Origin of the sequence: Mangrovicella endophytica, from assembly GCF_002893625.1 — a bacterium.
Classification (GTDB): domain Bacteria; phylum Pseudomonadota; class Alphaproteobacteria; order Rhizobiales; family Rhizobiaceae; genus Mangrovicella; species Mangrovicella endophytica.
The window spans coordinates 1-22,455 of the sequence record NZ_PKMZ01000014.1 but is presented as its reverse complement, the minus strand read 5'-3'; the positions used below and the strand labels follow the sequence as shown (position 1 = coordinate 22,455).

Below are 22,455 nucleotides of genomic sequence, written 5' to 3'. Positions count from 1 at the left end.
CGATGACAGGCGTCCGAACGGTCTGCATTCATTCATCCTAGAAGAAGGCCTGCAGACCCGTCTGCGCGCGTCCGAGGATCAGCGCATGGACGTCGTGCGTGCCCTCATAGGTGTTCACCGTCTCCAGGTTCTGCGCGTGGCGCATGACATGGTACTCGCCCATGATGCCGTTGCCGCCATGCATGTCGCGGGCCTCGCGGGCGATCGCGAGCGCCTTGCCGCAGTTGTTGCGCTTCACGAGGCTGATCATCTCCGGCGCGACCTGACCCTCGTCGAAGAGGCGACCGACGCGCAGCGACGCCTGCAGGCCGAGCGCGATCTCCGTCTGCATGTCGGCGAGCTTCTTCTGGACGAGCTGAGTCTGCGCCAGCGGCCGGCCGAACTGGGTACGCTCCAGCGTGTAGGATCGGGCGCGGTGCCAGCAGTCCTCCGCCGCGCCCATGGCGCCCCAGGAGATGCCGTAGCGGGCACGGTTGAGGCAGCCGAACGGGCCCTTCAGGCCTGAGACGTTCGGTAGCAGATTCTCCTCCGGCACCACGACGCCGTCCATGACGATCTCGCCGGTGACGGAGGCGCGCAGCGACAGCTTGCCCTCGATCTTCGGCGCCGACAGGCCCGCCATGCCCTTCTCAAGGATGAAACCGCGAATGGCGCCGTCATGCGCCGCCGACTTCGCCCAGACCACGAAGACGTCGGCGATCGGGGAATTGGAGATCCACATCTTGGCGCCGGACAGGCGGTAGCCGTCGGAGACGACCTCGGCCTTCGTCGTCATGCCGCCGGGATCGGAGCCGGCATCCGGCTCGGTCAGGCCGAAGCAGCCGACCCATTCGCCGCTGGCGAGCTTGGGCAGATACTTCCGCCGCTGATCCTCGCTGCCATAGGCATAGATCGGGTACATCACCAGCGACGACTGCACCGACATCATCGACCGGTAGCCGGAATCCACCCGCTCAACGGCGCGGGCGACGAGCCCGTAGGAGACGTAGGACGCGGCCGCGCAGCCATAGTCTTCCGGCAGCGTGACGCCGAGGAGGCCGAGTTCGCCCATCTCGTTGAAGATGGCGCGGTCAGTCGTTTCGTTGGCATAGGCGTCGACGATCCGCGGGCGCAGCCGCTCCTCGGCATAGGCGCTCGCCGTGTCGCGGATCATCCGCTCGTCCTCGGTGAGCTGGTCATCGAGCCGGAAGGGATCGTCCCAGACGAACAGAGCGTAGGCCGACATTTCGCACATCTCCTGGCGGCCGCATGGCGGCTTTCGAAGAGGAGTTAGCGGGATCGCCGCCAGAGCTCAATCATCCCGGAGGTCACATGGCGAGCGGGGGATGAGGCGGCATGGAACCGGGGAGCAAAAACGACAAAGCCGCTGGGGATCTCACCCAACGGCTCCGCGTCTCATCAGAGATGTGCGGCCACACTTCTCTTCTCGCCAGTACATCCGTGGTCGGACGAGAAGCAGGCCGGGGCGCATCAACCGTCAACGAGGGACGCGCTGCACCGCACCTAGATGGGTAGCATAGGGGCCTTATGCAAGGCTGACCTTGAACAAACGGAGCTGAGGGTCTCGCGTCCCGGCGTTTCGGCCGTGGCCGGCGGATGAAAGTCCGCACAAAGATGCGACTGCTCGGGAACCGCCGACGGTCGACGCCGTATAGGCCCCATGCACTCATCCGATGCCGAGACCCTCTCGATGCGCCCACCCCATCACCGATATTCTTCGCCCGGCTATTCGCTGCAGACGATGCTCGTAGCCTTCCCCTTTGTCTGCTTCACGCTCACGCTGGCGACCGACCTCGCCTTCTGGGGCAGCGCCAATCTCATGTGGCAGAATTTCTCGGCCTGGCTGCTGTTCGCTGGACTTGTCGTCGGCGGGATTGCCGTGGTGACCGGGATCCTCGGGCTGCTCTTCCTGTCGCACGATCGCGACCGCAGCACCGTCTGGCCCTATGCAGTCGGCGGCCTGATCGTTCTCATCCTCGCCCTCTTCAACAGCTTCGTGCATGCCGGCGATGGCTGGACGGCCGTGGTGCCGAACGGGCTCATCCTGTCTGCCATCACCGTTGTGCTGATGCTCGCCACTGCCTGGATCGGACGCGTCGTCGCGCACCGGCATGCCGCCCATATCGAAGGAGTGCGCACCTATGGCTGACACGTCCCTGCGCACCATCGGCCTCGCGCTGGCCGGCACTGCCGCCCTCCTGACCTTCTCCGGCTGCAGCGATAGTGGCGGCGATTTCGATCTTTCCAGCCAGATCGGGCCGGATCCCGTCCTGCCTGACCCCGCACCCCTGCTCATTCCCGACCTGAAGGTCGCCGAAGTCATCGGCTGGAAGGACGGGGAGACGCCGACCGTGCCGGACGGGTTGACGATCACGCCTTACGCCAAGGATCTCGCCAATCCGCGCACCGTACATACGCTGCCGAACGGCGATGTCCTCGTCGTGCAGTCGCAGGGGCCGAACAGCGAGCCAGTCTCGCGGCCCAAGGACTTCATCCGTGGCTGGATCATGTCGATCGCCCATGGCGATGGCGGCAAGCCGAAGAAGGAAAGCAATCTCATCACGCTGCTGCGCGATACGAACCGCGACGGCACGGTAGACGAGCGGCACGATCTCCTGACCGGCCTCCACTCGCCGTTCGGCGTCGCCTTCGCCGACAACACGCTGTATGTCGCGGCGGCGGACGCCATCCTCGCCTATCCCTACGAGTTGGGGCAGACCAGCATCTCCGCCCCGCCGCGCGTCCTGACGCCGCTGCCGGGCGGGCCCATCAACCACCACTGGACGAAGGATCTGGCGCTCAGCCCGGACGGGCGATTCCTGTATGCCTCGGTTGGCTCGAACTCCAACATCGTCGAAAACGGGCTGGAGGCGGAAAAGGGCCGTGCGGCGATCTGGCAGGTCGATCGCCAGACGGGTGCCGCACGCGTCTACGCCTCAGGTCTCAGAAACCCGAATGGGCTGACGTTCAATCCCGAGAGCGGCGCCCTCTGGGCGGTGATCAACGAGCGCGACGAACTCGGCCCCAACCTCGTGCCGGACTACATGACCTCGGTGCAGGAGGGGGCCTTCTATGGCTGGCCCTGGAGCTACTACGGCCAGCATGTGGACGAGCGGGTCCATCCGCCGCGACCGGACATGGTGAAGTCGGCGCGTCCGCCGGACTACGCGCTGTCCAGTCACGTCGCCGCGCTGGGGCTGACCTTCTCGAAGGGCTCTGCCCTGCCGCAGCCTTTCGCCAACGGGGCCTTCATCGGCGAGCACGGCAGCTGGAACCGCACCGCCTTCAACGGCTACAGGGTGTCCTACGTGCCGTTCGAGAACGGCAAGCCGAACGGCAAGGCACAGGACGTCGTGACCGGCTTCATCGACGGTGACAAGGCGCGCGGCCGCCCGGTCGGCGTCGGCATCGACGGCACCGGCGCGCTGCTCGTCGCCGATGATGCCGGCAACACGGTCTGGCGCGTCGCGGCTGCCGACGGCACGATCTCGCCGCAGCCGATCGCGACGGACCAGATTCCGCAAGGTGGTGCCGCGACAACCCCGGCGCCTGCCGCTGCGGCGCCCGCACCCGGCGGTGCAGCGGCTGCACAGCCGCCTGCTTCGCCAGCTCCGGCTGCCCCGGCACCGCAGACAAACGCGGCGCCGGCAACGGGCGGATCGGCCGCTCCGGCGCCTTCCAGCGACGAGCCTGTGACCGGCCAGCCGCCGGCGGTCGCGGATGCCCAGCCGTCGGCGCCAGCGCCTCAGCCGGCGCAGACGCAGATCGCGCCCGCCGTCGAGGCGCAGCCGGCGCCGGCGGCCAATCCCTGACGATACCGGCCACGGCGATCCGTCCGATGGGTCGCCGTGGCTGACCACGTCAGCCCTTATCGGGGCCGCGGCACCGACGTTCGTGTTGCGGGTGAGTTTCCGTCCTGCATTGGCTCAAGCACCATGATCAAGAAGCCGCTGCGTCGCTCGCGAGCGACGAAAGGCCCGCCCAGCGTCCGTTTACGACGCGCTCCGGCTTGCGTACTCTGCCGGCCATCAGCCGCCTCTTTCGGTGCCGACAAGCAGAGCCGACATGCCGACGATCACGATCATCGAAACCGGCCTCGTGCCGAGCGACCTCCAGGCCGAATACGGATCCTACCCGCAGATGTTCGAGCAGCTGCTCGGCCGGCCCGATGGTCAGATCCGCTTCGAGACGGTCAGCCCCTGCAAGGGCGAGGCGCTGCCCTCGCTTGACGAGATCGAGGCGATCCTGATCACCGGATCGGCAGCCGGCGTCTATGACGGCCTCGACTGGATCGCACCGCTGGAGGATTTCATCCGCGCAGCGCATTCCCGCGGCAAGCCGATGGTGGGCGTCTGCTTCGGCCATCAGCTGATCGCGCAGGCGCTCGGCGGCGTCGTGCGCAAGTCCGAGCGGGGCTGGGGCATCGGTCGGCACGTCTATGACGTTGCGCCCGGCAACGGCCTCATCGAGGGGGCGCAGCTCGCCATTGCCTGCTCGCATCAGGACCAGGTGATCGAGCCGCCGGCGGATGCGCAGACAATCCTGTCCTCCGCATTCACGCCCTATGCCGGACTGCTCTATGCCAATGGAACGACGCTGACCGTCCAGCCGCATCCCGAATTCACCACCGCCTATGCCTTTACCCGCTGCGAGGCACGCACCGGCCACGTGCCGGACGAGCTGGTGGCGACGGGCAAGGCATCGCTCGCAGGCGAGCTCGATAGCGCCAAACTCGGTCAGGTGATCGGCGCGTTTCTCACTCGCGCCTGATCCACTCCGGGGCGCGGCAGCCCTTGTGACGCTTGGGCCACGGCAGCGCCCGTGCCGATCGCCCGGAGTGCTTGCGCCTGCGATGGATGGCCGCAGTCACTCCCGACGATTGACCGAGGTGCCGTCGAGCGGCGAAGCATGACGCCGTTCGCCGCGACAGGAGATGCCCCGCATGGATGCTCGTTCACTCTTCGACCTCACGGGATCGAGGGCGCTCGTCACAGGTTCGAGCCAGGGGATCGGCCTTGCGATCGCCAGGGGCATGGCGAGCGCCGGCGCGGCGGTCGTTCTGAACGGGCGCAACGCGGCCAAGCTGAATGACGTCGCCGCATCGCTGCGGGATGAAGGCTTCGACGTGGACGTCGCCGTTTTCGACGTCACCGACGTGGCGGCGGCCGTCGATGGTGTGGCGCGGATCGAGAACGGGATCGGTCCGATCGACATCCTCGTCAACAATGCCGGCATGCAGTTCCGCGCGCCGCTGGAGGATTTCCCGGTAGATCGGTTCGATGAGCTGCTGCGCACCAACATCGCCAGCATGTTCTATGTCAGTCAGCCCGTCGCGCGGGCGATGATCGGCCGCGGACGCGGCAAGATCATCAACATCGCCTCCGTGCAGAGCGAGCTCGCGCGCACCAACATCGCACCCTACACGGCGACCAAAGGCGCGGTGAAGAACCTCACGCGCGGCATGTGCACCGACTGGGCGAAGTACGGGCTGCAGATCAACGCGATCGCGCCCGGCTACTTCAAGACGCCGCTGAACCAGACGCTCATCGACAGCGCCGAGTTCACGGGCTGGCTGGAGAAGCGCACGCCGGCCGGCCGCTGGGGCGAGGTCGACGAACTCGTCGGCGCGGCGATCTTCCTCGCTAGCGCCGCCTCCTCCTTCGTCAACGGTCACACGCTGCATGTCGACGGCGGCATCACCGTCAGCCTGTAGGAGCGGTATCCGTCAGGCGCGTCCGGCACGTCGGGCGAGGGGCGCGTCCGCCGTTGGCCTTCTGCATCGGCCTCGCCCTCGATGATGCGGTGAATGCTGTTCCACCCTTTGAAACCGATGCGCGAACAGCTTGCGCTGCCGGGACCGATCGGCCTTTAAGGGTCAGCGACCTTGGCAATGGGAGAGTGACATGGCGTTCGACGAGGCGAAACGGGCTGCGGATCGGCAGTCGGCACTGGATTACCACGAGTTCCCGAAGCCGGGTAAGCTGGAGATCCGGGCGACGAAGCCGATGGCCACGGGTCGCGACCTGTCGCGCGCCTATTCGCCCGGCGTCGCGGAAGCCTGCCTCGAGATCGAGAAGAACCCGGCCGACGCGCGGCGCTACACCTCCAAGGGCAATCTCGTTGCGGTGATCTCAAACGGTACCGCCGTTCTCGGCCTTGGCAATATCGGCGCACAGGCATCGAAGCCGGTGATGGAGGGCAAGGCCGTCCTCTTCAAGAAGTTCGCCGGCATCGACTGCTTTGATATCGAGGTCAACGAGCCGGACCCGGAGAAGCTCGCCGATCTCGTCTGTCGGCTGGAGCCGACCTTCGGCGCGGTCAATCTGGAAGACATCAAGGCGCCGGACTGTTTCCTCGTGGAGCAGATCTGCCGGGAGCGCATGAAGATCCCGGTCTTCCACGACGACCAGCACGGCACCGCCATCGTTGCCGCCGCCGCCGCGACCAACGCGCTGCGGGTGGCGAAGAAGCGTTTCGAGGACATCCGCGTGGTGGCGCTCGGGGCCGGGGCTGCCGGTATCGCCTGCCTGAAGATGCTGATCGCGATGGGCGTCAAGCGCGAGCACATCACGATGCTCGATTCCAAGGGCGTTGTGCATGACGGGCGCAACGACCTGACGGCGGAAAAGCGGGAATTTGCCATCCACACCGACAAGCGCACGACGCTGGAAGCGATGGAGGGCGCCGATCTCTTCCTCGGCGTCTCGGGGCCGGGCCTCCTGACGCAGGAGATGGTCTCGCGCATGGCGCCGGCGCCGATCATCTTCGCGCTCGCCAATCCGACCCCGGAGATCATGCCGGAACTGGTGCGAGAGGTCTCCCCCGATGCCCTGATCGCAACCGGCCGCTCGGACTATCCGAACCAGGTCAACAACGTCCTCTGCTATCCCTTCATCTTCCGCGGCGCGCTCGACTGCGGCGCGACGCAGATCAACGAGGCGATGAAGGTCGCCTGCGTCGAGGCGCTGGCGGCGCTGGCGAGAGCCACGACCTCGCCCGAGGTCGGCCTTGCCTATCAGGGCGAGCGCCTGACCTTCGGCCCGGACTATCTGATCCCCAAGCCCTTCGATCCGCGCCTCATGCCGACCATCGCCTCAGCGGTGGCGCAGGCGGCGATGGAGACCGGCGTCGCCACACGGCCACTCGACCTCGATGCCTATCGGGAGTCGCTCAAAGGTCAGGTCTATCGCTCCGCGCTGGTGATGCGTCCTGCCTTCGAGGCGGCGCGGCAGGCCGGCCGGCGCATCGTCTTTGCGGAAGGCGAGGAGCCGCGCGTGCTGCGCGCCGCGCAGGCGATGGTGGAGGAGGGCATGGGCGTGCCGATCCTGATCGGCCGCCCCGACGTCGTGGAAGCGCGGATCGAGCGCGACGGGCTGACGCTGAAGCCGGGCGAGACCGTCGAGCTGGTCAATCCGGAAAGCGACAGCCGCTTCCGCGACTACTGGACGAGCTACCACCAGCTGATGCGCCGTGCCGGCGTGACACCCGATCTCGCCAAGACGGTGCTGCGCACCAACACCACCGCCATCGCGGCGGTGATGGTGCATCGCGGCGAGGCGCATTCGATGATCTGCGGCACGATCGGCGAATATGTCAGGCATCTGAAGGATGTCCGCCAGATCCTCTCGGACAAGGATATGCGGCCGGTCGGCGCGCTGTCGCTGATCCTGCTCGACCGCGGGCCGCTCTTTATCTGCGATACGCATGTCAATGTGGAGCCGGACGCCGCGCAGATCGCCGAGACGATGATCGCCTCTGCCCGGCATGTGCGCCGCTTCGGCATCGACCCGAAGGTGGCGCTGTGCTCGTCCTCGCAGTTCGGCAATGTCGACTGCCGGTCGGGCCAGCTGGCCCGCGAGGCGCTGGCGATCCTCGACAGCCGAGGCGTCGACTTCGTCTATGAGGGCGAGATGAACACCGATGCCGCGCTCGACCCGGAGCTGCGCGAGCGGCTGTTCCCGGAGGGGCGCCTCGAAGGGCCTGCCAACGTCCTCGTCTATACCAACGGCGATGCAGCGGGCGCGGCGCGCAACATCCTGCGCTCCGTCGCGGACGGGCTGGAGGTCGGGCCGATCCTGATGGGCATGGGCAACCGCGCCCATATCGTGACGCCGGGCGTCACCGTGCGCGGTCTCCTGAACATCGCGGCGCTCGCCGGCTCTCCCGTGTCGTCCTACGGCTGAGACGGTCCGGTTGAGGCGGGTGCTCCGCCTCCACCGGCAAGCCTGCCCTGTCACCGGCAGTCTGCCTATGAAAGAGGTCGGCTGAAGCGCCAGTTCGGAAAAAACAATTCGGCCGCCGGGAAAGGGCGTGCTTAGCCTCGCTGATGCCGAACCCAACCCTCGAACTGCTCGACCGACTGATTGGCTTCCCGACGGTCAGCCGCGATCCAAACCGTGAGCTGATCGACTTCGTGGCGGCGTTCCTGGCCGCACGCGGCGTCGAGAGCCAGCTGATCGCAACGCCCGACGGGCGCAAGGCCAATCTCTTCGCCACGATCGGGCCGAAGGATGTGCCCGGGATCATGCTGTCGGGGCACACTGATGTCGTTCCGGTCGACGGGCAGGCCTGGTCGGGCGATCCCTTCCGGATGAGCGTTCGTGACGGGCGCGCCTACGGCCGCGGGACGGCCGACATGAAGGGTTTCGTCGCGGCTGCGCTGGCGCTGGCGGATCGCGCCGCCAGCGTTCCGCTCGCGATGCCGCTCCACCTCGCGCTCAGCCATGACGAGGAGATCGGCTGCGTCGGCGTGCGATCGTTGATCGAGCAGCTGCAGACGCAGCCCCTGCGCCCGCGCTTCTGCCTCATCGGCGAGCCGACATCCATGCGCGTGGCGCTCGGCCACAAGGGCAAGCTTGCGGCGCGCGCCTGCGCGCATGGCGTCACCGGGCATTCGGCACTGGCGCCGAGGGCGCTGAACGCGATTCACCTCGCCTGCGACTTTTTGGAGCGCCTGCGCTTCCGTCAGGCTGAACTGGCGACGTCCGGACGAAACGATCCGGACTACGACGTGCCCTATACGACGATCCATGTCGGCACGATCTCGGGCGGCACCGCGCTGAACATCGTCCCGGAGCGCTGCACGCTCGACTTCGAAATCCGCAACCTCGCCGGTGAGGACGCCGAGGCGATCCTGGACACATTGCGGCGTGACGCCGAGGCGATCGCGCTGGCGCAGCGCCCTCGTTTCGAATGCGCCGCAATCGAGATCGAGACGTTCAACGCCTATCCGGCGCTGGACACGCCTGCCGACGCCGAGGTCGTCCATTTCGCCCGGATGCTGGTCGAGGACGACACCACCTTCAAGGTGGCATTCGGAACGGAGGGCGGCCTCTTTCATGACAGCCTCGGCATTCCTACGGTGATCTGCGGGCCAGGCTCGATGGATCAGGGCCATAAGCCCGACGAATACATTGCGCTCGATCAGCTCGCCGCGGCCGACCGCATGATGGACCGGTTGCTGAACCAGCTGCGGTGTTGAGCGGAAGGCGAGTTTTCGAAACGCCGAACCACTGCTGAACCAAACTCTAATGTCGGCGAGCCGGGCGCTCCTTTAGCCATTCGGGAGTAATGGGCAGAAGAGGGTGCAGGGATGTCAGTTGAGACGGTCGACACGCTCGTCGTCGGAGCCGGCCAGGCCGGTGTTGCGATGAGCGAGCACCTCACGCGGTGCGGCATTCCCCATCTCGTTCTCGAGCGGGCGCGGATTGCCGAACGCTGGCGGTCGGCGCGATGGGACTCGCTGGTGGCCAACGGCCCCGCCTGGCACGACCGGTTTCCGGGTCTGGAGTTCGACGCCTTCGACGGCGATGCCTTCGTGCCGAAGGAGGCCGTCGCCGACTATTTCGTCGCCTATGCCGAGCAGTTCGATGCTCCGATCCGCTGCGGTGTTGAGGTGACGGGCGTGCGGCCTCTAGACGGGCGACCCGGCTTTCACGTCGACACCTCGCAGGGCCCGATGGAGGCGCGGAACGTCATAGCGGCAACGGGAGCGTTCCAGACGCCGGTCATCCCCGCGATCATTCCGGCGGAGGCCGGGGTGACGCAGATCCACTCCAACGCCTATCACAATCCCGGTGAACTGCCGGCGGGCGGGGTGCTCGTGGTCGGTGCCGGCTCTTCGGGCGTTCAGATCGCCGAGGAGCTGCTGGCCGCGGGCCGGCGCGTTTTCCTCTCCGTCGGGCCGCACGACCGGCCGCCGCGCTCCTATCGCGGCCGCGACTTCGTCTGGTGGCTCGGTGTCCTCGGCAAATGGGACATGCAGGCGCAGGCGCCGGGTACCGAGCACGTGACCATCGCCGTCAGCGGCGCACGCGGCGGCGAGACGATCGACTTCCGCCGTCTGGCGAGCCACGGCATGACGCTGACGGGCCGAGCCCTGAGCTGGCAGGATGGCGTCCTGACCTTCGCGCCGGACCTTGCCGAGACGATCGCGCGGGGCGATGCCAACTACCTCTCGCTGCTCGACGAAGCCGACGCCTATGTCGCGCGCAACGGTCTCGACCTGCCGGAAGAGCCGGAGGCGCGCCGCTTCCTGCCGGATCCCGCCTGCGTGACCGATCCCCTGACCGAGCTCGACCTTGCAGCTGCGGGCGTGTCGACGGTGATCTGGGCGACGGGATACACCTCCGACTTCCGCTGGCTTGACGTTGCGGCTTTCGACGAAAGCGGGCGGCCCCGCCACCAGCGCGGCGTGTCTTCCGAGCCCGGCATCTACTTCCTCGGGCTCCCCTGGCTTTCGGGGCGCGGCTCCAGCTTCATCTGGGGCGTCTGGCACGATGCCAAATACATCGCCGACCACATCCTCACGCGGCGCAGCTATCTCGACTATCACCAGGCGCGGCAGGCGCGGGACGGCCTTGCGGCTCCGCAGCCATCCGCCGCTTCGTCAGAAGCCGCAGCCGTCTGACCATAGCGCCGTAAGGCGATCCCAGAAAAATGGAGGCCCCGATGGTGGCACATACACGCATCCGCCAGTTCAACACCAAGGACACCTATCCCGAGCAGAAGCTCGACAACGACCTCTGCCAGACGGTGGTCGCCAAGGGCAGCATGGTGTTCGTGCGCGGGCAGATCGGCCAGGATCTCGACACGTCGGAAAGCGTCGCCATCGGCGATGCGGCCGGCCAGACCGAGAAGGCCATGGCCAACATCAAGATGCTTCTGGATGAAGCCGGCGCCAAGCTCGAGCATATCTGCAAGATCACGATCTACATCACCGATCCGCGCTATCGCGAGGCGGTCTATCGGGTCGTCGGCAAGTGGCTGAAGGGCGTCTATCCCGTCTCCACCGGCATCGTCGTCTCCGCCCTTGCGCGCCCGGAGTGGCTGGTCGAGGTCGATGCCATCGCGGTGATCCCGGAGGACGGGCAGTGACCTTCTCGATCGTCGCGCGCTGCACTGAGACGGGCATGTTCGGCGTGGCGGTCTCCTCGTCCTCGCCGGCCGTCGCGGCCCGCTGCGCCCATGCACGCGCCGGCGTCGGCGCGGTGGCGAGCCAGAACGTCACGGACCCCTCGCTCGGACCCCGCGCCCTTGACCTGATGGGCCTCGGCGCGGACGCAGGCCAGGCGATCGACGTCCTGCGTGGATCGTCACCGCACATGGAGTTCCGCCAGGTCCTGGCGGTGGATGGGCGCGGCAATGCGGCGATCCATTCCGGACCTCGGGCACTCGGCATTTGGGCTGAAGCGAAGGCCGCAAATGTCGCCTGCGGCGGCAATCTCCTCGCCAATCCCGACGTGCCTCGGCGCATGGTTGAGGCCTTCGAGGCCTCCTCCGGCCACCTCGGCGACCGCCTCGTCGCCGTCATGCAGGCGGCCAAGACGGCCGGTGGCGAGGCCGGTCCGGTCCGCTCGATCGGGATGAAGCTCGTCGACCAGGTGTCCTGGCCCGTCGCCGACCTTCGTGTCGACTGGACCGAGAACTGCCCGATCGAGGGACTGGCGGCGCTGTGGGACCTCTACAAGCCGCAGCTCGCCGACTATGTCACGCGCGCGCTCAACCCGACGGCGGCGCCCAGCTACGGCGTTCCCGGCGACGAGTAGGGACGTGCCTGCACGAGGCTCGGTGCTATAGAGGCGGAAGCGAAACTCCGCCTCGAGGCCCTGATGCGCTATACGCTGCGCCAGCTGGAATATTTCATTGCCGCCGGCGAAGCCGGCAGCATCACGCTCGCTTCCGAGCGCATCCACATCTCGCAGCCCTCGATCTCCACCGCCATTTCGCATCTGGAGCAGGAGCTGAACGTCCAGCTCTTCATCCGGCACCATGCGCAGGGCCTGTCGCTGACGCCGGCGGGCCGAGACCTCCTGCGCGAGGCCAAGAACCTCATTGCCCAGGCCGAGAACCTTTATCTCCTGGCGACCGAGGTAACCGACCAGGTTCGAGGCTCGCTGTCGCTCGGCTGCATGGTGACGCTGGCGCCAATGCTCGTCCCGGAGCTGACCCACTCCTTCACCGCGGCTTTTCCAGCCGTGGCGATCCGGCACATGGATGGCCATCACGAGGAGCTGTTCGAGGGACTTCGGCATTCCGAGGTCGATCTGGCCCTCTGCTACGACCTGCACATACCGGACGACATCGCCTTCGTTCCACTCGTGGAACTGCCGCCGCATGTTCTCATGAGCGAGGCCGATCCGCTGGCGCGGCAATCCTCCGTGGAGCTGCCGGAGATCGCGCAGAAGCCGATGATCCTCCTCGATCTGCCGATCAGCCGCGAATACTTCCTGGCGCTGTTTCTCAAGCAGGGGCTGGAGCCGATGGTGGCGGCGCGCTCGGCCCACCACGAGGTGGTGCGTACCATGGTCGCCAACGGCTACGGCTACTCGATCCTGAACGTGACGCCCCGCTCTGACTTCGCCCTCGACGGGCGCCGGCTGGTACGGGTGCGGCTTGCGGGCGAGCACAGGCCGATGACGATCGGCATCGCGACCTTGAAGTCGCTCCGCAACACCAAGCTCGTCGCCGCCTTCAGCGCCCATTGCCGGGCGCATATCTCCGACTCCTACATCCCGGGCATGGTCGCGCCGAGCTTTTCGGCCCGCAAGCGCTAGCGCCAGCGGGAGGTGCTCCACCGCCCGCCGTGTCAGCCGGTCAGGGTAGTGTCGAGCCGGCTCCTGAAGAACTCGGCGCAATGGTCGGCGAAGCGGTCGATGAGCGGATCCTCGCGGCCAGGCTGTCGTCGGGCCAGCACGATCCGCAACGGCCGGACATCGTCGCGCAGCGGCAGCACCTTCAGCGCCTTGCGATCATAGGTCATCGCCTCGGGCGGCCGCATCACCAGGAGCGTGAAGCCGAAGCCGTTGCCGACAGCGCTCCGCACCCCTTCCAGCGAGGTCGAGACATAGGCGATCGGCGGCGCGACGCCGTGCTGCCGCAGGAGACCCTCGAAATAGCTGCGGCTGCCCGGCCCGTCGAACATCACATAGGGCTCCTCCGCTAGCTCGCTCAGCGAAACCGATCGCCTGGAGGCCAGCCGATGATCGGCGCCGATCACGACGGTCGGCGGCAGTTCGGCCAGTGGCAGCACCGAAAGATCGCTGAGGTCGGCGCCGAGATCATAGGTGAGCGCCATGTCGAGGCTGCCGTCCCGCACCTCTTCGGCCAGAGCTGTCAGATGCATCTCCCGCGATGCGATCCGCACGCCGGGAAAGCGGTCGAGGTGGCTCCGGATCAGCCCTGCCGCGAAGAAGGGCGCTAGGGTGAAGAAGCAGCCGAGGCGGATTTCGCCGGCAGCTTGCGAGGCGAGCGCCGCCGCCTCGCGCTCGACCTGCTCGGCCTGCCGCTCCAGTGCGACCACGTGGTGAAGGAAGGCGCGGCCCTGCTGCGTCAGCGTGGTGCCGCGGGCATGCTGCCGTTCGAACAAAGTGAGCCCCGTCAGCGCCTCGAGCTTCTCGATGGCCTGCGCAACAGATGGCTGTGAGATGGCAAGCGCACGTGCTGCCTGGGCAATGCCGCCATGCTCGGCGACGGCGCGAAAATAGGTGCATTGGCGAAGGGTGTAGCGAACCATATTATGCCTTCTCAGAAGGCATAATCTTCGAAGTTTTTGCCTGTGGCGGCAAGTGCTAGCGTCGAAGGCACCCGGCAGGATCGGTCGAGCATCTGCTCCCGGGGCCGCGGAGATGGAAAGGCGTTCCATGTCGTCGCAGTCGACCATCAACGAACTGCTTGCAGCCGCCAGCCGCCCGTTCGAGGACGCGGTGGCGATGCCGCCCAGCGTCTACAAGGATAGCGCCTTTCTCGATCGGGAACTGGAGACGATCTTCGGTCAGGAATGGATCTGCGTCGGGCGCGCCAGCGCTCTCGCAAACCCCGGCGACTACCTGACCTATGATCTTGCAGGCCAGCCGATCATCGTGCTGCGCGACAGGGAGGGGCAACTGCGGGCCCTCTCCAATGTCTGCCTCCATCGCATGTCGACGCTGCTCGAAGGCTCGGGCAACACGCGCAGCATCGTCTGCTCCTACCACGCCTGGACCTACAATCTCGACGGCACGCTGCGCGGTGCGCCCTTCATGAAGGAGACCACCGGCTTCTGCAAAGAGGACTACAGGCTTCCGCAGATCCGCTGCGAGGCGTGGCTCGGCTGGATCTACGTGACGCTCAACAAGGATGCGGCCAGCGTCCGCGAGCTGTTCCGTCCGGTCGAGGAACTGGTGTCGCATTACGGCATGGAGAACTATGTCGAGTGCTTCCGCGAGACGCATGTCTGGGACACCAACTGGAAGGTGCTCGCCGAGAACTTCATGGAAAGCTACCACCTGCCGGTCTGCCATGCCGCGACCGTCGGACCGCACTCCAAGCTCAAGGAGATGGTCTGTCCTCCGGGGCTGCCAGTGTTCAACTACCACTGGATCACCAAGGAGGCCTCGCTTGCCATCGGTAACGCGCATCCGGACAACACCCGGCTCCAAGGCGACTGGCGCAAGACGACGGCGCTGCTGGCGCTGTATCCCAGCCACCTGATCACGCTGACGCCGGGCTATTTCTGGTACCTGTCGCTGCACCCCAAGGGCACCGGGCAGGTCCACATCACCTATGGCGGCGGTCTCTCGCCGGAATTCATGGCCGATCCGAAAGCGGAGGAGTACATCCGGGATCTGAAGGTGCTGCTCGACGAGGTGAATGTCGAGGATCGGGAATGCACCGAGAAGGTCTTCCGCGGATTGAACGCGGACGCTGCGAAGGCCGGCCATCTCTCCTATCTCGAGCGGCCGATCTACGACTTCACGCAGTACATCGCCGAACGCGCTGCCGGGTTCGAGCGGGCGTTCCAGGTCGCGGCGGAGTAGCCGGGGCGGGGATCAGGCGTGCCGCCGGGGAAAGGCTCGGCCGCAATGAGGCCGCTGCGAGCGGCTCGAAGGAACCTGCCGCCAGCCTGAATACTGCGCTTAGGCCTCTGGCGCCGGGGCGTTGCGGCCGTGCAGCCAGTCGATGGTGAGGAACAGGAGAATCGCGAAGATCGTCAGCAGCGTCGCCATGGCGAGGATCGACGGGTTGATCTGGTCGCGGATGCCCGACCACATCTGCCGCGGGATCGTCTTCTGCTCGGCACCGCCCAGGAACAGGATGACGATCACCTCGTCGAAGGATGTGGCGAAGGCGAAGACCGAGCCGGTCGCGACGCCCGGCGCAATCAGCGGCAGCGTCACGCGCCTGAAGGTCAGAAGCGGCGGAGCACCGAGGCTGGCTGCGGCTCGCGTCAGGTTCCAGTTGAAGGACGATAGCGTCGCCGTGACCGTGATGACGACGAAGGGCGTACCCAGCGCCGCATGCGCCAGGATCACCCCGGTATAGGTGCTGGTCAGGCCGAGCGGCGAGAAGACGAGATAGAGGCTGACCGACACGACGACGATCGGGATGATCATCGGCGAGATCAAGAGCGGCATGATGAAGCCGCGTAAGGGGAAGGACGGGCGGCTGATCCCCAAAGCCGCCGCAGTGCCGAGCGTGGTCGCGATGACGGTGCTGCAGAGGCCGATCAGGAAGCTGTTGAAGATCGCCAGCCGCCATTCGCCCGAGGAAAACAGCATCGCGTACCACTGCGTGCTGAAGCCCGACATCGGATAGGAGAAATAGGCGCTGCCGTTGAACGACAGCGGGATGACGATCAGAACCGGTGCGACAAGGAAGGTCAGTACCACGGCCGCGAAGATGCGAAGGCCGATTCTGCCGACGCGCTCCGTCCGCGTGAGGGATTGTGCGTTGCTCATCTGGGTCACGCCCTAGCCCAACCGAAGCTTGTCGACGCCGACGAAGTGGTTGAAGGCGAAGTAGGCAGCCAGCGTCAGAAGCACGAGATACACCGACAGCGCGCCGGCGAGGCCCCAGTTCAGCTGGCGCTCCATCTGGAAGGCGATCAACTGGCTGATCATCTCGTCACCGCCGCCGCCGAGCAGTGCCGGCGTGATGTAGTAGCCGAGCGCCAGGACGAAGACGAGGAAGGCACCTGTGCCGATGCCCGGCAGCGTCTGCGGCACATAGACCCGCAGGAACGCCACGGCCGGATGCGCTCCGAGCGAGACGGCCGCGCGCTGATAGGAAGGCGAGATGCCGCGCATGACGGCGTAGTTGGCCAGGATCATGAACGGCAGCAGCACATGCGTCATGCCGATGAGGACGCCGATCCGGTTGAACATCAGCGACAGCGGCGCATCCGTCAGGCCGCTCGCCATCAGAAGCGAGTTGACGACGCCGTTGGGCTGCAGAAGCACATACCACGCCGTCGTGCGGACCAGCAGTGAGGTCCAGAACGGCACGATAACGAAGATCATCAGCCGGTTGCTCTGGCGGGTCGGCAGCGTCGCCAGGAGATAGGCGACGGGATAGCCGAGCACGAGGCAGAGCAGCGTCACCGATCCGCTGATCAGGAAGGTGCGCGCGAAGGCTGACTGGTAGATCTGCTGGTCGGCGGGAAGTGCGGTGAAACCGTTCGGGCCGACGGTCAGGTCCACCGCAGACAAGAGGTAGTCCGGCGTCAGCGGAGCCGCCGCGCGCTGGATCAGCCGCCAGGTCTCGACCTCGGACCATCGCTTGTCGATGTCAGCGAAGGCTTGCGCGGCTGAGCCGGCCGACAGGTCCTGAAGGCGGCGTGCCGTCTTCAGGATCAGGCTCCGGAAGCCCGGCTCGTAATTGTTCAAGCGCCGCGCCGCCGAGACGAGCGTGCCGTCAGCTTGCGCGCTGGCGATATCCTGCGCCATCGCTTCGAAGGCTGCAGGGGCGGGGAGGTCCGGTCCGCGCCAGTCCTGCAAAGCGGCCGCGACCTGGGGCAGCGCCGCTGCCACCTCGCCGCTCTGGACGCTGCGCAGGAGCAGCGACCCGATGGGATAGATGAAGGTCGCCAGCAGGAAGAGGAGGAGCGGCAGCGCAAGCGCCAGTGAGCGAACGGATTCGCGGCGCCGGCTGGCGCGATACGCGCTGACGTTTGCTGCCGGCGCGATCTCCACCGTGCCTGCCGCCATACCGTTCGCGGTTCCCATGCTCATTCCGGCATCCCTGCTGCGAAAGGCGCCCCGCGGGCGGGGCGCCTCTGCGGTGTTATTGGCCGAGCCAGGTCATGAAGCGGCTGTTGATGCTGTCGTAATTGTCGGCCCAGAACTCGGCGTCGATCTGCAGCGCGTTCTTGAAGTTGTCCGGCGCCGTCGGCATGTCGCCGAGCACGGCCTTGTCGATCTTCTCGACAGAGGACTTGCGCGGCGGCGCATAGGCGATGTGGTTGGACAGCTTCCAGATGTTGTCGGCGCTGGATGCGTATTCGACGAACTTCTGCGCCAGGTCCGTATCCGGGGCGCCGGTCGGGATGCCCCACCATTCGTAGTCGTAGACCTGACCGTCCCAGACGATGGCGAAGGGTTTGTTCTCCTTCTTCTGGGCGTCGTAGATGCGGCCGTTATAGACCATCGTCATGGCGACGGCGCCATCGGCGAGGAGCTGCGGCGGCTGCGATCCGGCTTCCCACCAGACGATGGAATCCTTGATCGTAGAGAGCTTCTTCAGCGCCTTGTCGACGCCTTCGTCGGTGCCGAGCTGCTTGTAGACGTCGGCGGCCGGGACGCCATCGGCGAGCAGTGCCCATTCCAGGGCCACCTTCGGCGTCTTGCGCATGCCGCGCTTGCCCGGGAACTTCTCCGTATCGAAGAAGTCGTTGATCGAGGTCGGCGCCGTCGTCAGCTTGGTCGTGTCATAGGCATAGACCGTCGACCAGATCATCGAGGCGACGGCGCAGGGCAGCACAGCCCCTTCGATGAAGTCGCTGGTGTCGCCGAGGAGCTTGGGATCCAACTTCTGCAGCAGGCCTTCGTCGCAGCCGGTGATGGCGTCGTTGGTCTCGAGGTCGATCAGGTCCCAGGTCGTGTTGCCAGCCTCGACCATGGCGCGCAGCTTGGCGACGCCGCCATCATACTGCTCGTTGGCGAATTTGACGCCCTGCTCCTCGGCAAACGGCTTGAGCCATGCGCTGATCGCGGCCGCCTCGAAGGCCCCGCCGAAATCGACGATGTTGAGGGTCTTGTCCTGGGCAAATGCCTGCCCGGTCAAGAGGGCGCATCCCATGAGCGTGAGTGCTGCTGTCCGAAGTGCGGGCTTTGCTGATCTCATCGTGCTTTCCTGCCTCTGCCTCTGGTGAAGTTCTCAGGCCTGCGCCGCGCTGACGATCTTGCAGTCGTCATAACGCCAGTTGACGCGGACGGACTCGCCGCTTGCCGGCAGGACCGTGTGCTGGGTGTTCGGGACCTTGATGATGAAGTTCCGGGCGCTCTCGGTCGCGATGTAGATGCGCCGGTGATCGCCGCAGTAGATGATTTCCTCGACCGTGCCCGAAAGCTGGTTGCGCGCCTCCGAGCTGCCGTTGTCGACGCTGACGCGCTCCGGCCGCAACGCCAGCATCGCTGTCTCGCCGGCCTTGAGATCGCCGCCCGCCTTGCCTCTGAAGGTCCGGCCGCCTGGCATCCGCAAGGTCGCATAGCCGGTGTCGAGCCGTTCGACCTCGCCCTCTATGCCGTTGTTCTCGCCGATGAAGTCGGCAACGAACGCGTTGGCGGGATCCTCGTAGAGCTCGCTCGGCGGGGCGATCTGCTGGATGGCGCCGCCATGGAAGACGGCGACGCGGTCCGACATGGTGAGCGCCTCGCCCTGGTCGTGCGTGACATAGACGACCGTCACGCCGAGCCGGTGGTGGAGCCGCTTGATCTCGTACTGCATCGTCTCGCGCAGCGCCTTGTCCAGCGCGCCGAGCGGCTCGTCCATCAGCACCAGGCGGGGCTCGAAGACGAGTGCCCGCGCCAGCGCCACACGCTGCTGCTGGCCACCGGAGAGCTGCCCGGGCTTGCGATCGCCCAGCCGCCCGAGCTCGATCATGTCGAGGGCGCGGGAGACGCGCTCCCGCTGCTCGGGCTTGGAGAGGCCCCGCACGGACAGCGGGAAGGCTATGTTCTCCGCGACCGTCATATGCGGGAAGAGGGCATAGTTCTGGAACACCATGCCGATGTCGCGCTTGTGCGGCGGCAGCTCGTTCAGCGTCCGGTCGCCGAGGCGGATCGTGCCGCCGCTCGGCGCCTCGAAGCCGGCGAGCATCATCAGCGTGGTCGTCTTGCCGGACCCCGACGGTCCGAGCAGCGACAGGAACTCGCCGTCGCTAATCTCGAAATTCAGGTCCCTGATGACGTAGATCGCGCCGTCATAGGTCTTGGCGACATGGGAAAAGGTGACGAGCGGCGATGATGACAGCGGCATCACCCGCCCTCCGGACGGGCCTGCCGGTCCGCCAGATCAGAATCGACGAGCCTCTTCTGCGCGACGCATTCGCCTCTGGTGGGAGCTGGCGACAATGGCCCGATCGGCATGATGTCCTCTTTGACCACTTTGATGGCAGAAGCTGAACATGCATCCTTTTTCCTCGCAAGGGTATCGGCTCTCGTCGGCGCCTTCGCCGGAATAGGATTTTCCGAAGCATTGCAGAGGGTGGTTCGTCCGGCGGGCCGGCGCTGGCGGGCTCTGCCTATGCCAGACGATCCTTATACAACCGGCGCAGATAGCTCTTCCCGAGGGTGCGGGACACATCCTTGCTCGGTCCCGCGCAACTCGCGATAGAGCCACTTAGGTGCGCGCACTCTGCCGCCGTGGCCATGCAAAGCCGCAGACCTAGATGTGCCGCAGACCTCGCTTGATTGTTGCGGAGCATCTCAGCTGCATGGCCGATAAAGGTAACTGGTTCCTCGGCGTCGCCGTGCTGGTATTGGCCGCACGAACCCTCTTGCCGCCTGGACCAGCAGCGGCGCAGGACGCCGCCTGGCCGGCCGATGCCGGTGCCATGTCGTCCGGTCACCCGAGCCAGCTGATGCTGAAGGCGCCTGCGCTGCTCGCCGCCGGCAAGGGCGAGGAGGCGACGTTCTGGTTCTATGCCGGGCAACTGCGCTACCGCTCCTACCTCGCGACGCATCCGGGCGTCGATCCGACCGGGGAGCCGGCGGTCTTCTCCTCGCTGTTCGAGACGATCGGGCCGGACATCAACGCCTACGCCTTCGGCGACATCCCGAAGCTTGCCGGAACGATCGATGCGGTTCTGGCATGGGACAGGCGCCATCCCGATCCGTCATTGGCCGGCAACGCCCATGAGACAGTGCGGCAGGGTCTGGAGGGGCTGCGCAAGCAGATCCTTGCGGAGGCTGAGACGATCCGGAAGGAGCGCGCGGCGCGCGGGCTGCCCAACCGCTGATCCGGACGCGGGATGCCGCGGCGAGGCGCTCCACGCGTGGCAGCTTCGGCAGGGGGCGGCGCCTGCCGAAACGATCGGTCTGGTTCGCCCTGTCCGTCGCTCCGCGAGGAGCCTACCCGTCCATCCGATCCTTCACCTTGAACTCAAGATCCTGCCGACAGGGCGTCCAGTCGACTGTGAAGGGCGTCGAGGTGAGGCAGTAAGCCGCTTCCACCCTCTCGATTCTCCGGTGCCGACACCGTATGCGTTTGCCAACCTTCTCCGCGTGGGAAGCTGGCGACATTGCCGCAATCGCTCTTTGTCTGGGACGACAACAGGCATGCAGGACGCACATATCGGATTGACGCTGTTTCTTGGGCGTCTGAAGCTCAATTCCACCCTGAGCGAAGCCGAGCAGGCGGCGATCCTGAACTTAAGCTTTCGCGAGGTGCAGGTCGCTACGAAGGACGACCTGATCATGCCGGGTGAGACCGTCACCTACTCCACCTTGGTGGCACACGGTCATCTCGGACGGTTCGACCTGATGCGGAACGGCTCCAAGCAGATCACCGCCTTCTACATCCCCGGCGATATGTGCGACCTGTTTTCCGTTGTGGCGCCGACGGTGGGATGGGGCATCAGCGCGTTTGGGCCGGCTACGGTGCTTCAGGTCCCGCACGCGGCGCTGATGGCAGTGGCGACGGAGTATCCCAATCTGGCCTTCGCCTTCTGGCGCGATACCACGCTCGATGCTTCGATCCTGGCAAAGTGGGCCAGCAATATCGGCCGCAAGAAAGCAACGCCGCGCATCGCGCACCTCCTGTGCGAGATCGGGATCCGACTGGAGCGCGCGGGCCTTGGATCGCGGCAGGGCTTTGAGCTGGAGCTTACGCAGGAACAGATCGGAGATGCGGTCGGGCTGACCTCGGTCCATGTGAACCGCTCGATGCAGGCGCTCCGGGCCGACGGATTGATCGTCACCAAGAGACAGATGATGAGCATACCGGATTGGAATCGGCTCGCCGAGGCCGCCGAGTTCGCTCCCGCCTATCTGTTGCACGACGAAGCGACCAGTGGTCGCGAAGAGGCTGGTCGCTCCGCCTGAAGAGCGCCCGGTGACTGGCGATCGCCTGCTTTGACGTCCTTCAGTGCCGGAATCCGGTGGCCGCGACCGACGCGCCCTCAGGCAGCGGCGCGGAGCAGCATGCCGAAGAGGTCGCGCGGCTCGTCGGGATCGGCAAGAAGATCGAGCTCCTCGTAGAAGCTGGTGCCGGCAAGCTTGGAGCGGACATAACGCAGTGCCGAAAAGTCCTCCGTGGCGAAGCCGACGCTGTCGAACAGCGTGATCGCCCGTGCATCCCTGCGGCCGGGCGCGGTGCCGGCGATCACCTGCCAGAGCTCACCCACAGGGTAGTCCGCCGGCAGCTGCTGGATCTCGCCCTCGATGCGCGTCTGTGGCGGATATTCCACGAAGATGTCTGAGCGGTAGAGGATGTCGGCGTGAAGCTCGGTCTTGCCCGGGCAGTCGCCGCCCACCGCATTGATGTGGATGCCGGCGCCGACGAGGTTGTCGGTCAGGATCGTCGCATACTGCTTGTCGGCCGTCACCGTGGTGACGATCTCAGCCCCTTCCACGGCTTCCGCGACGCTGCCGGCGATCACGATGTCGAAGCCGAAACCGGCAAGGTTGCGGCGGCACTTCTCGCTCGCCGCCGGATCGATGTCGTAGAGGCGCAGGCGATCGACGCCGAGAAGCGCCT

The 22,455-nt window shown here is 66.2% G+C and carries 20 protein-coding genes; 13 read left to right on the top strand and 7 right to left on the bottom strand.

Annotation, left to right across the window (positions count from 1 at the left end):
• Positions 1-37: 37 nt before the first annotated feature.
• Complete coding sequence (locus C0R46_RS19295; protein ID WP_245413685.1) at positions 38-1,225, bottom strand: acyl-CoA dehydrogenase; 1,188 nt, start codon at positions 1,223-1,225, stop codon at positions 38-40.
• Positions 1,226-1,690: 465 nt separating this feature from the next.
• Between C0R46_RS19295 and C0R46_RS19290 the strand changes: the two genes are divergently transcribed.
• The 10 genes from C0R46_RS19290 to C0R46_RS19245 all read left to right on the top strand — a co-directional run bounded on the left by C0R46_RS19290 (position 1,691) and on the right by C0R46_RS19245 (position 13,055).
• On the top strand, positions 1,691-2,149 hold the full coding sequence (locus C0R46_RS19290) for a DUF2231 domain-containing protein (RefSeq protein ID WP_102961350.1): 459 nt from the start codon (positions 1,691-1,693) through the stop codon (positions 2,147-2,149).
• Positions 2,142-3,812, top strand: coding sequence for a PQQ-dependent sugar dehydrogenase (locus tag C0R46_RS19285; protein WP_102961304.1), 1,671 nt, complete (start codon positions 2,142-2,144; stop codon positions 3,810-3,812). The genes C0R46_RS19290 and C0R46_RS19285 overlap by 8 nt, the downstream gene beginning before the upstream one ends.
• Positions 3,813-4,065: 253 nt before the next feature.
• On the top strand, positions 4,066-4,770 hold the full coding sequence (locus C0R46_RS19280) for a type 1 glutamine amidotransferase (protein WP_102961303.1): 705 nt from the start codon (positions 4,066-4,068) through the stop codon (positions 4,768-4,770).
• Between the two features lie 172 nt (positions 4,771-4,942).
• On the top strand, positions 4,943-5,713 hold the full coding sequence (locus tag C0R46_RS19275; RefSeq protein WP_102961302.1) for an SDR family oxidoreductase: 771 nt from the start codon (positions 4,943-4,945) through the stop codon (positions 5,711-5,713).
• A gap of 190 nt (positions 5,714-5,903) precedes the next feature.
• Positions 5,904-8,183, top strand: coding sequence for an NADP-dependent malic enzyme (locus tag C0R46_RS19270; RefSeq protein ID WP_102961301.1), 2,280 nt, complete (start codon positions 5,904-5,906; stop codon positions 8,181-8,183).
• A gap of 143 nt (positions 8,184-8,326) precedes the next feature.
• Positions 8,327-9,481: an acetylornithine deacetylase gene (argE, locus tag C0R46_RS19265; RefSeq protein WP_102961300.1), complete on the top strand. Its 1,155-nt coding sequence runs from the start codon at positions 8,327-8,329 to the stop codon at positions 9,479-9,481.
• 111 nt (positions 9,482-9,592) lie between these two features.
• Positions 9,593-10,909 (top strand): flavin-containing monooxygenase, encoded by a 1,317-nt coding sequence (locus tag C0R46_RS19260; RefSeq protein WP_102961299.1) that lies wholly within the window; start codon positions 9,593-9,595, stop codon positions 10,907-10,909.
• A 44-nt stretch (positions 10,910-10,953) separates the two neighbouring features.
• On the top strand, positions 10,954-11,376 hold the full coding sequence (locus tag C0R46_RS19255) for a RidA family protein (protein WP_102961349.1): 423 nt from the start codon (positions 10,954-10,956) through the stop codon (positions 11,374-11,376).
• Entirely contained in the window at positions 11,373-12,047 is a 675-nt protein-coding gene (locus tag C0R46_RS19250) for a DUF1028 domain-containing protein (protein WP_102961298.1), read from the top strand. Before C0R46_RS19255 ends, C0R46_RS19250 begins: the two co-directional genes overlap by 4 nt.
• Positions 12,048-12,110: 63 nt before the next feature.
• The gene (locus tag C0R46_RS19245; RefSeq protein WP_102961297.1) at positions 12,111-13,055 is read left to right on the top strand and encodes a LysR family transcriptional regulator; all 945 of its coding nucleotides are present in this window, start codon (positions 12,111-12,113) and stop codon (positions 13,053-13,055) included.
• A 32-nt stretch (positions 13,056-13,087) separates the two neighbouring features.
• Here C0R46_RS19245 and C0R46_RS20875 read toward each other — a convergent pair whose 3' ends face one another.
• Entirely contained in the window at positions 13,088-14,014 is a 927-nt protein-coding gene (locus tag C0R46_RS20875; protein WP_198598412.1) for a LysR family transcriptional regulator, read from the bottom strand.
• Between the two features lie 127 nt (positions 14,015-14,141).
• On the opposite strand from C0R46_RS20875, the gene C0R46_RS19225 reads away from it, so the two are divergent.
• A complete protein-coding gene (locus tag C0R46_RS19225) occupies positions 14,142-15,296 on the top strand; it encodes an aromatic ring-hydroxylating oxygenase subunit alpha (RefSeq protein ID WP_198598411.1) in 1,155 nt (384 codons plus the stop codon).
• Between the two features lie 99 nt (positions 15,297-15,395).
• Here C0R46_RS19225 and C0R46_RS19220 read toward each other — a convergent pair whose 3' ends face one another.
• The 4 genes from C0R46_RS19220 to C0R46_RS19205 all read right to left on the bottom strand — a co-directional run bounded on the left by C0R46_RS19220 (position 15,396) and on the right by C0R46_RS19205 (position 19,734).
• Positions 15,396-16,217 carry an ABC transporter permease gene (locus C0R46_RS19220; protein WP_102961293.1) on the bottom strand — a complete coding sequence of 274 codons (822 nt, stop codon included), beginning with the start codon at positions 16,215-16,217 and terminating at the stop codon, positions 15,396-15,398.
• A 12-nt stretch (positions 16,218-16,229) separates the two neighbouring features.
• Positions 16,230-17,489: an ABC transporter permease gene (locus tag C0R46_RS19215; protein WP_198598410.1), complete on the bottom strand. Its 1,260-nt coding sequence runs from the start codon at positions 17,487-17,489 to the stop codon at positions 16,230-16,232.
• A 52-nt stretch (positions 17,490-17,541) separates the two neighbouring features.
• The gene (locus C0R46_RS19210; RefSeq protein WP_198598409.1) at positions 17,542-18,540 is read right to left on the bottom strand and encodes an ABC transporter substrate-binding protein; all 999 of its coding nucleotides are present in this window, start codon (positions 18,538-18,540) and stop codon (positions 17,542-17,544) included.
• A gap of 93 nt (positions 18,541-18,633) precedes the next feature.
• On the bottom strand, positions 18,634-19,734 hold the full coding sequence (locus tag C0R46_RS19205; protein WP_198598408.1) for an ABC transporter ATP-binding protein: 1,101 nt from the start codon (positions 19,732-19,734) through the stop codon (positions 18,634-18,636).
• Between the two features lie 457 nt (positions 19,735-20,191).
• Here C0R46_RS19205 and C0R46_RS20870 point away from each other — a divergent pair, with 457 nt between their 5' ends.
• Both C0R46_RS20870 and C0R46_RS20865 read left to right on the top strand, forming a co-directional pair.
• On the top strand, positions 20,192-20,716 hold the full coding sequence (locus C0R46_RS20870) for a hypothetical protein (RefSeq protein ID WP_157944698.1): 525 nt from the start codon (positions 20,192-20,194) through the stop codon (positions 20,714-20,716).
• 319 nt (positions 20,717-21,035) lie between these two features.
• Complete coding sequence (locus C0R46_RS20865; protein WP_157944697.1) at positions 21,036-21,800, top strand: Crp/Fnr family transcriptional regulator; 765 nt, start codon at positions 21,036-21,038, stop codon at positions 21,798-21,800.
• 77 nt (positions 21,801-21,877) lie between these two features.
• On the opposite strand, the gene C0R46_RS19195 is transcribed toward C0R46_RS20865, so the two are convergent.
• On the bottom strand, positions 21,878-22,455 hold a 578-nt coding region (locus C0R46_RS19195; RefSeq protein WP_114348490.1), incomplete at its 5' end, for a Rossmann-fold NAD(P)-binding domain-containing protein.

What these genes read in the sequence shown, in the direction of transcription:
- C0R46_RS19295 (WP_245413685.1), bottom strand. Translation starts at nt 1,225, where the DNA reads ATGTCGGCCTACGCTCTGTTCGTCTGGGACGATCCCTTCCGGCTCGAT.
- C0R46_RS19290 (WP_102961350.1), top strand. Translation starts at nt 1,691, where the DNA reads ATGCGCCCACCCCATCACCGATATTCTTCGCCCGGCTATTCGCTGCAG.
- C0R46_RS19285 (WP_102961304.1), top strand. Translation starts at nt 2,142, where the DNA reads ATGGCTGACACGTCCCTGCGCACCATCGGCCTCGCGCTGGCCGGCACT.
- C0R46_RS19280 (WP_102961303.1), top strand. Translation starts at nt 4,066, where the DNA reads ATGCCGACGATCACGATCATCGAAACCGGCCTCGTGCCGAGCGACCTC.
- C0R46_RS19275 (WP_102961302.1), top strand. Translation starts at nt 4,943, where the DNA reads ATGGATGCTCGTTCACTCTTCGACCTCACGGGATCGAGGGCGCTCGTC.
- C0R46_RS19270 (WP_102961301.1), top strand. Translation starts at nt 5,904, where the DNA reads ATGGCGTTCGACGAGGCGAAACGGGCTGCGGATCGGCAGTCGGCACTG.
- argE (WP_102961300.1), top strand. Translation starts at nt 8,327, where the DNA reads ATGCCGAACCCAACCCTCGAACTGCTCGACCGACTGATTGGCTTCCCG.
- C0R46_RS19260 (WP_102961299.1), top strand. Translation starts at nt 9,593, where the DNA reads ATGTCAGTTGAGACGGTCGACACGCTCGTCGTCGGAGCCGGCCAGGCC.
- C0R46_RS19245 (WP_102961297.1), top strand. Translation starts at nt 12,111, where the DNA reads ATGCGCTATACGCTGCGCCAGCTGGAATATTTCATTGCCGCCGGCGAA.
- C0R46_RS20875 (WP_198598412.1), bottom strand. Translation starts at nt 14,014, where the DNA reads ATGGTTCGCTACACCCTTCGCCAATGCACCTATTTTCGCGCCGTCGCC.
- C0R46_RS19225 (WP_198598411.1), top strand. Translation starts at nt 14,142, where the DNA reads ATGTCGTCGCAGTCGACCATCAACGAACTGCTTGCAGCCGCCAGCCGC.
- C0R46_RS19220 (WP_102961293.1), bottom strand. Translation starts at nt 16,217, where the DNA reads ATGAGCAACGCACAATCCCTCACGCGGACGGAGCGCGTCGGCAGAATC.
- C0R46_RS19215 (WP_198598410.1), bottom strand. Translation starts at nt 17,489, where the DNA reads ATGAGCATGGGAACCGCGAACGGTATGGCGGCAGGCACGGTGGAGATC.
- C0R46_RS19205 (WP_198598408.1), bottom strand. Translation starts at nt 19,734, where the DNA reads ATGCCGCTGTCATCATCGCCGCTCGTCACCTTTTCCCATGTCGCCAAG.
- C0R46_RS20870 (WP_157944698.1), top strand. Translation starts at nt 20,192, where the DNA reads ATGGCCGATAAAGGTAACTGGTTCCTCGGCGTCGCCGTGCTGGTATTG.
- C0R46_RS20865 (WP_157944697.1), top strand. Translation starts at nt 21,036, where the DNA reads ATGCAGGACGCACATATCGGATTGACGCTGTTTCTTGGGCGTCTGAAG.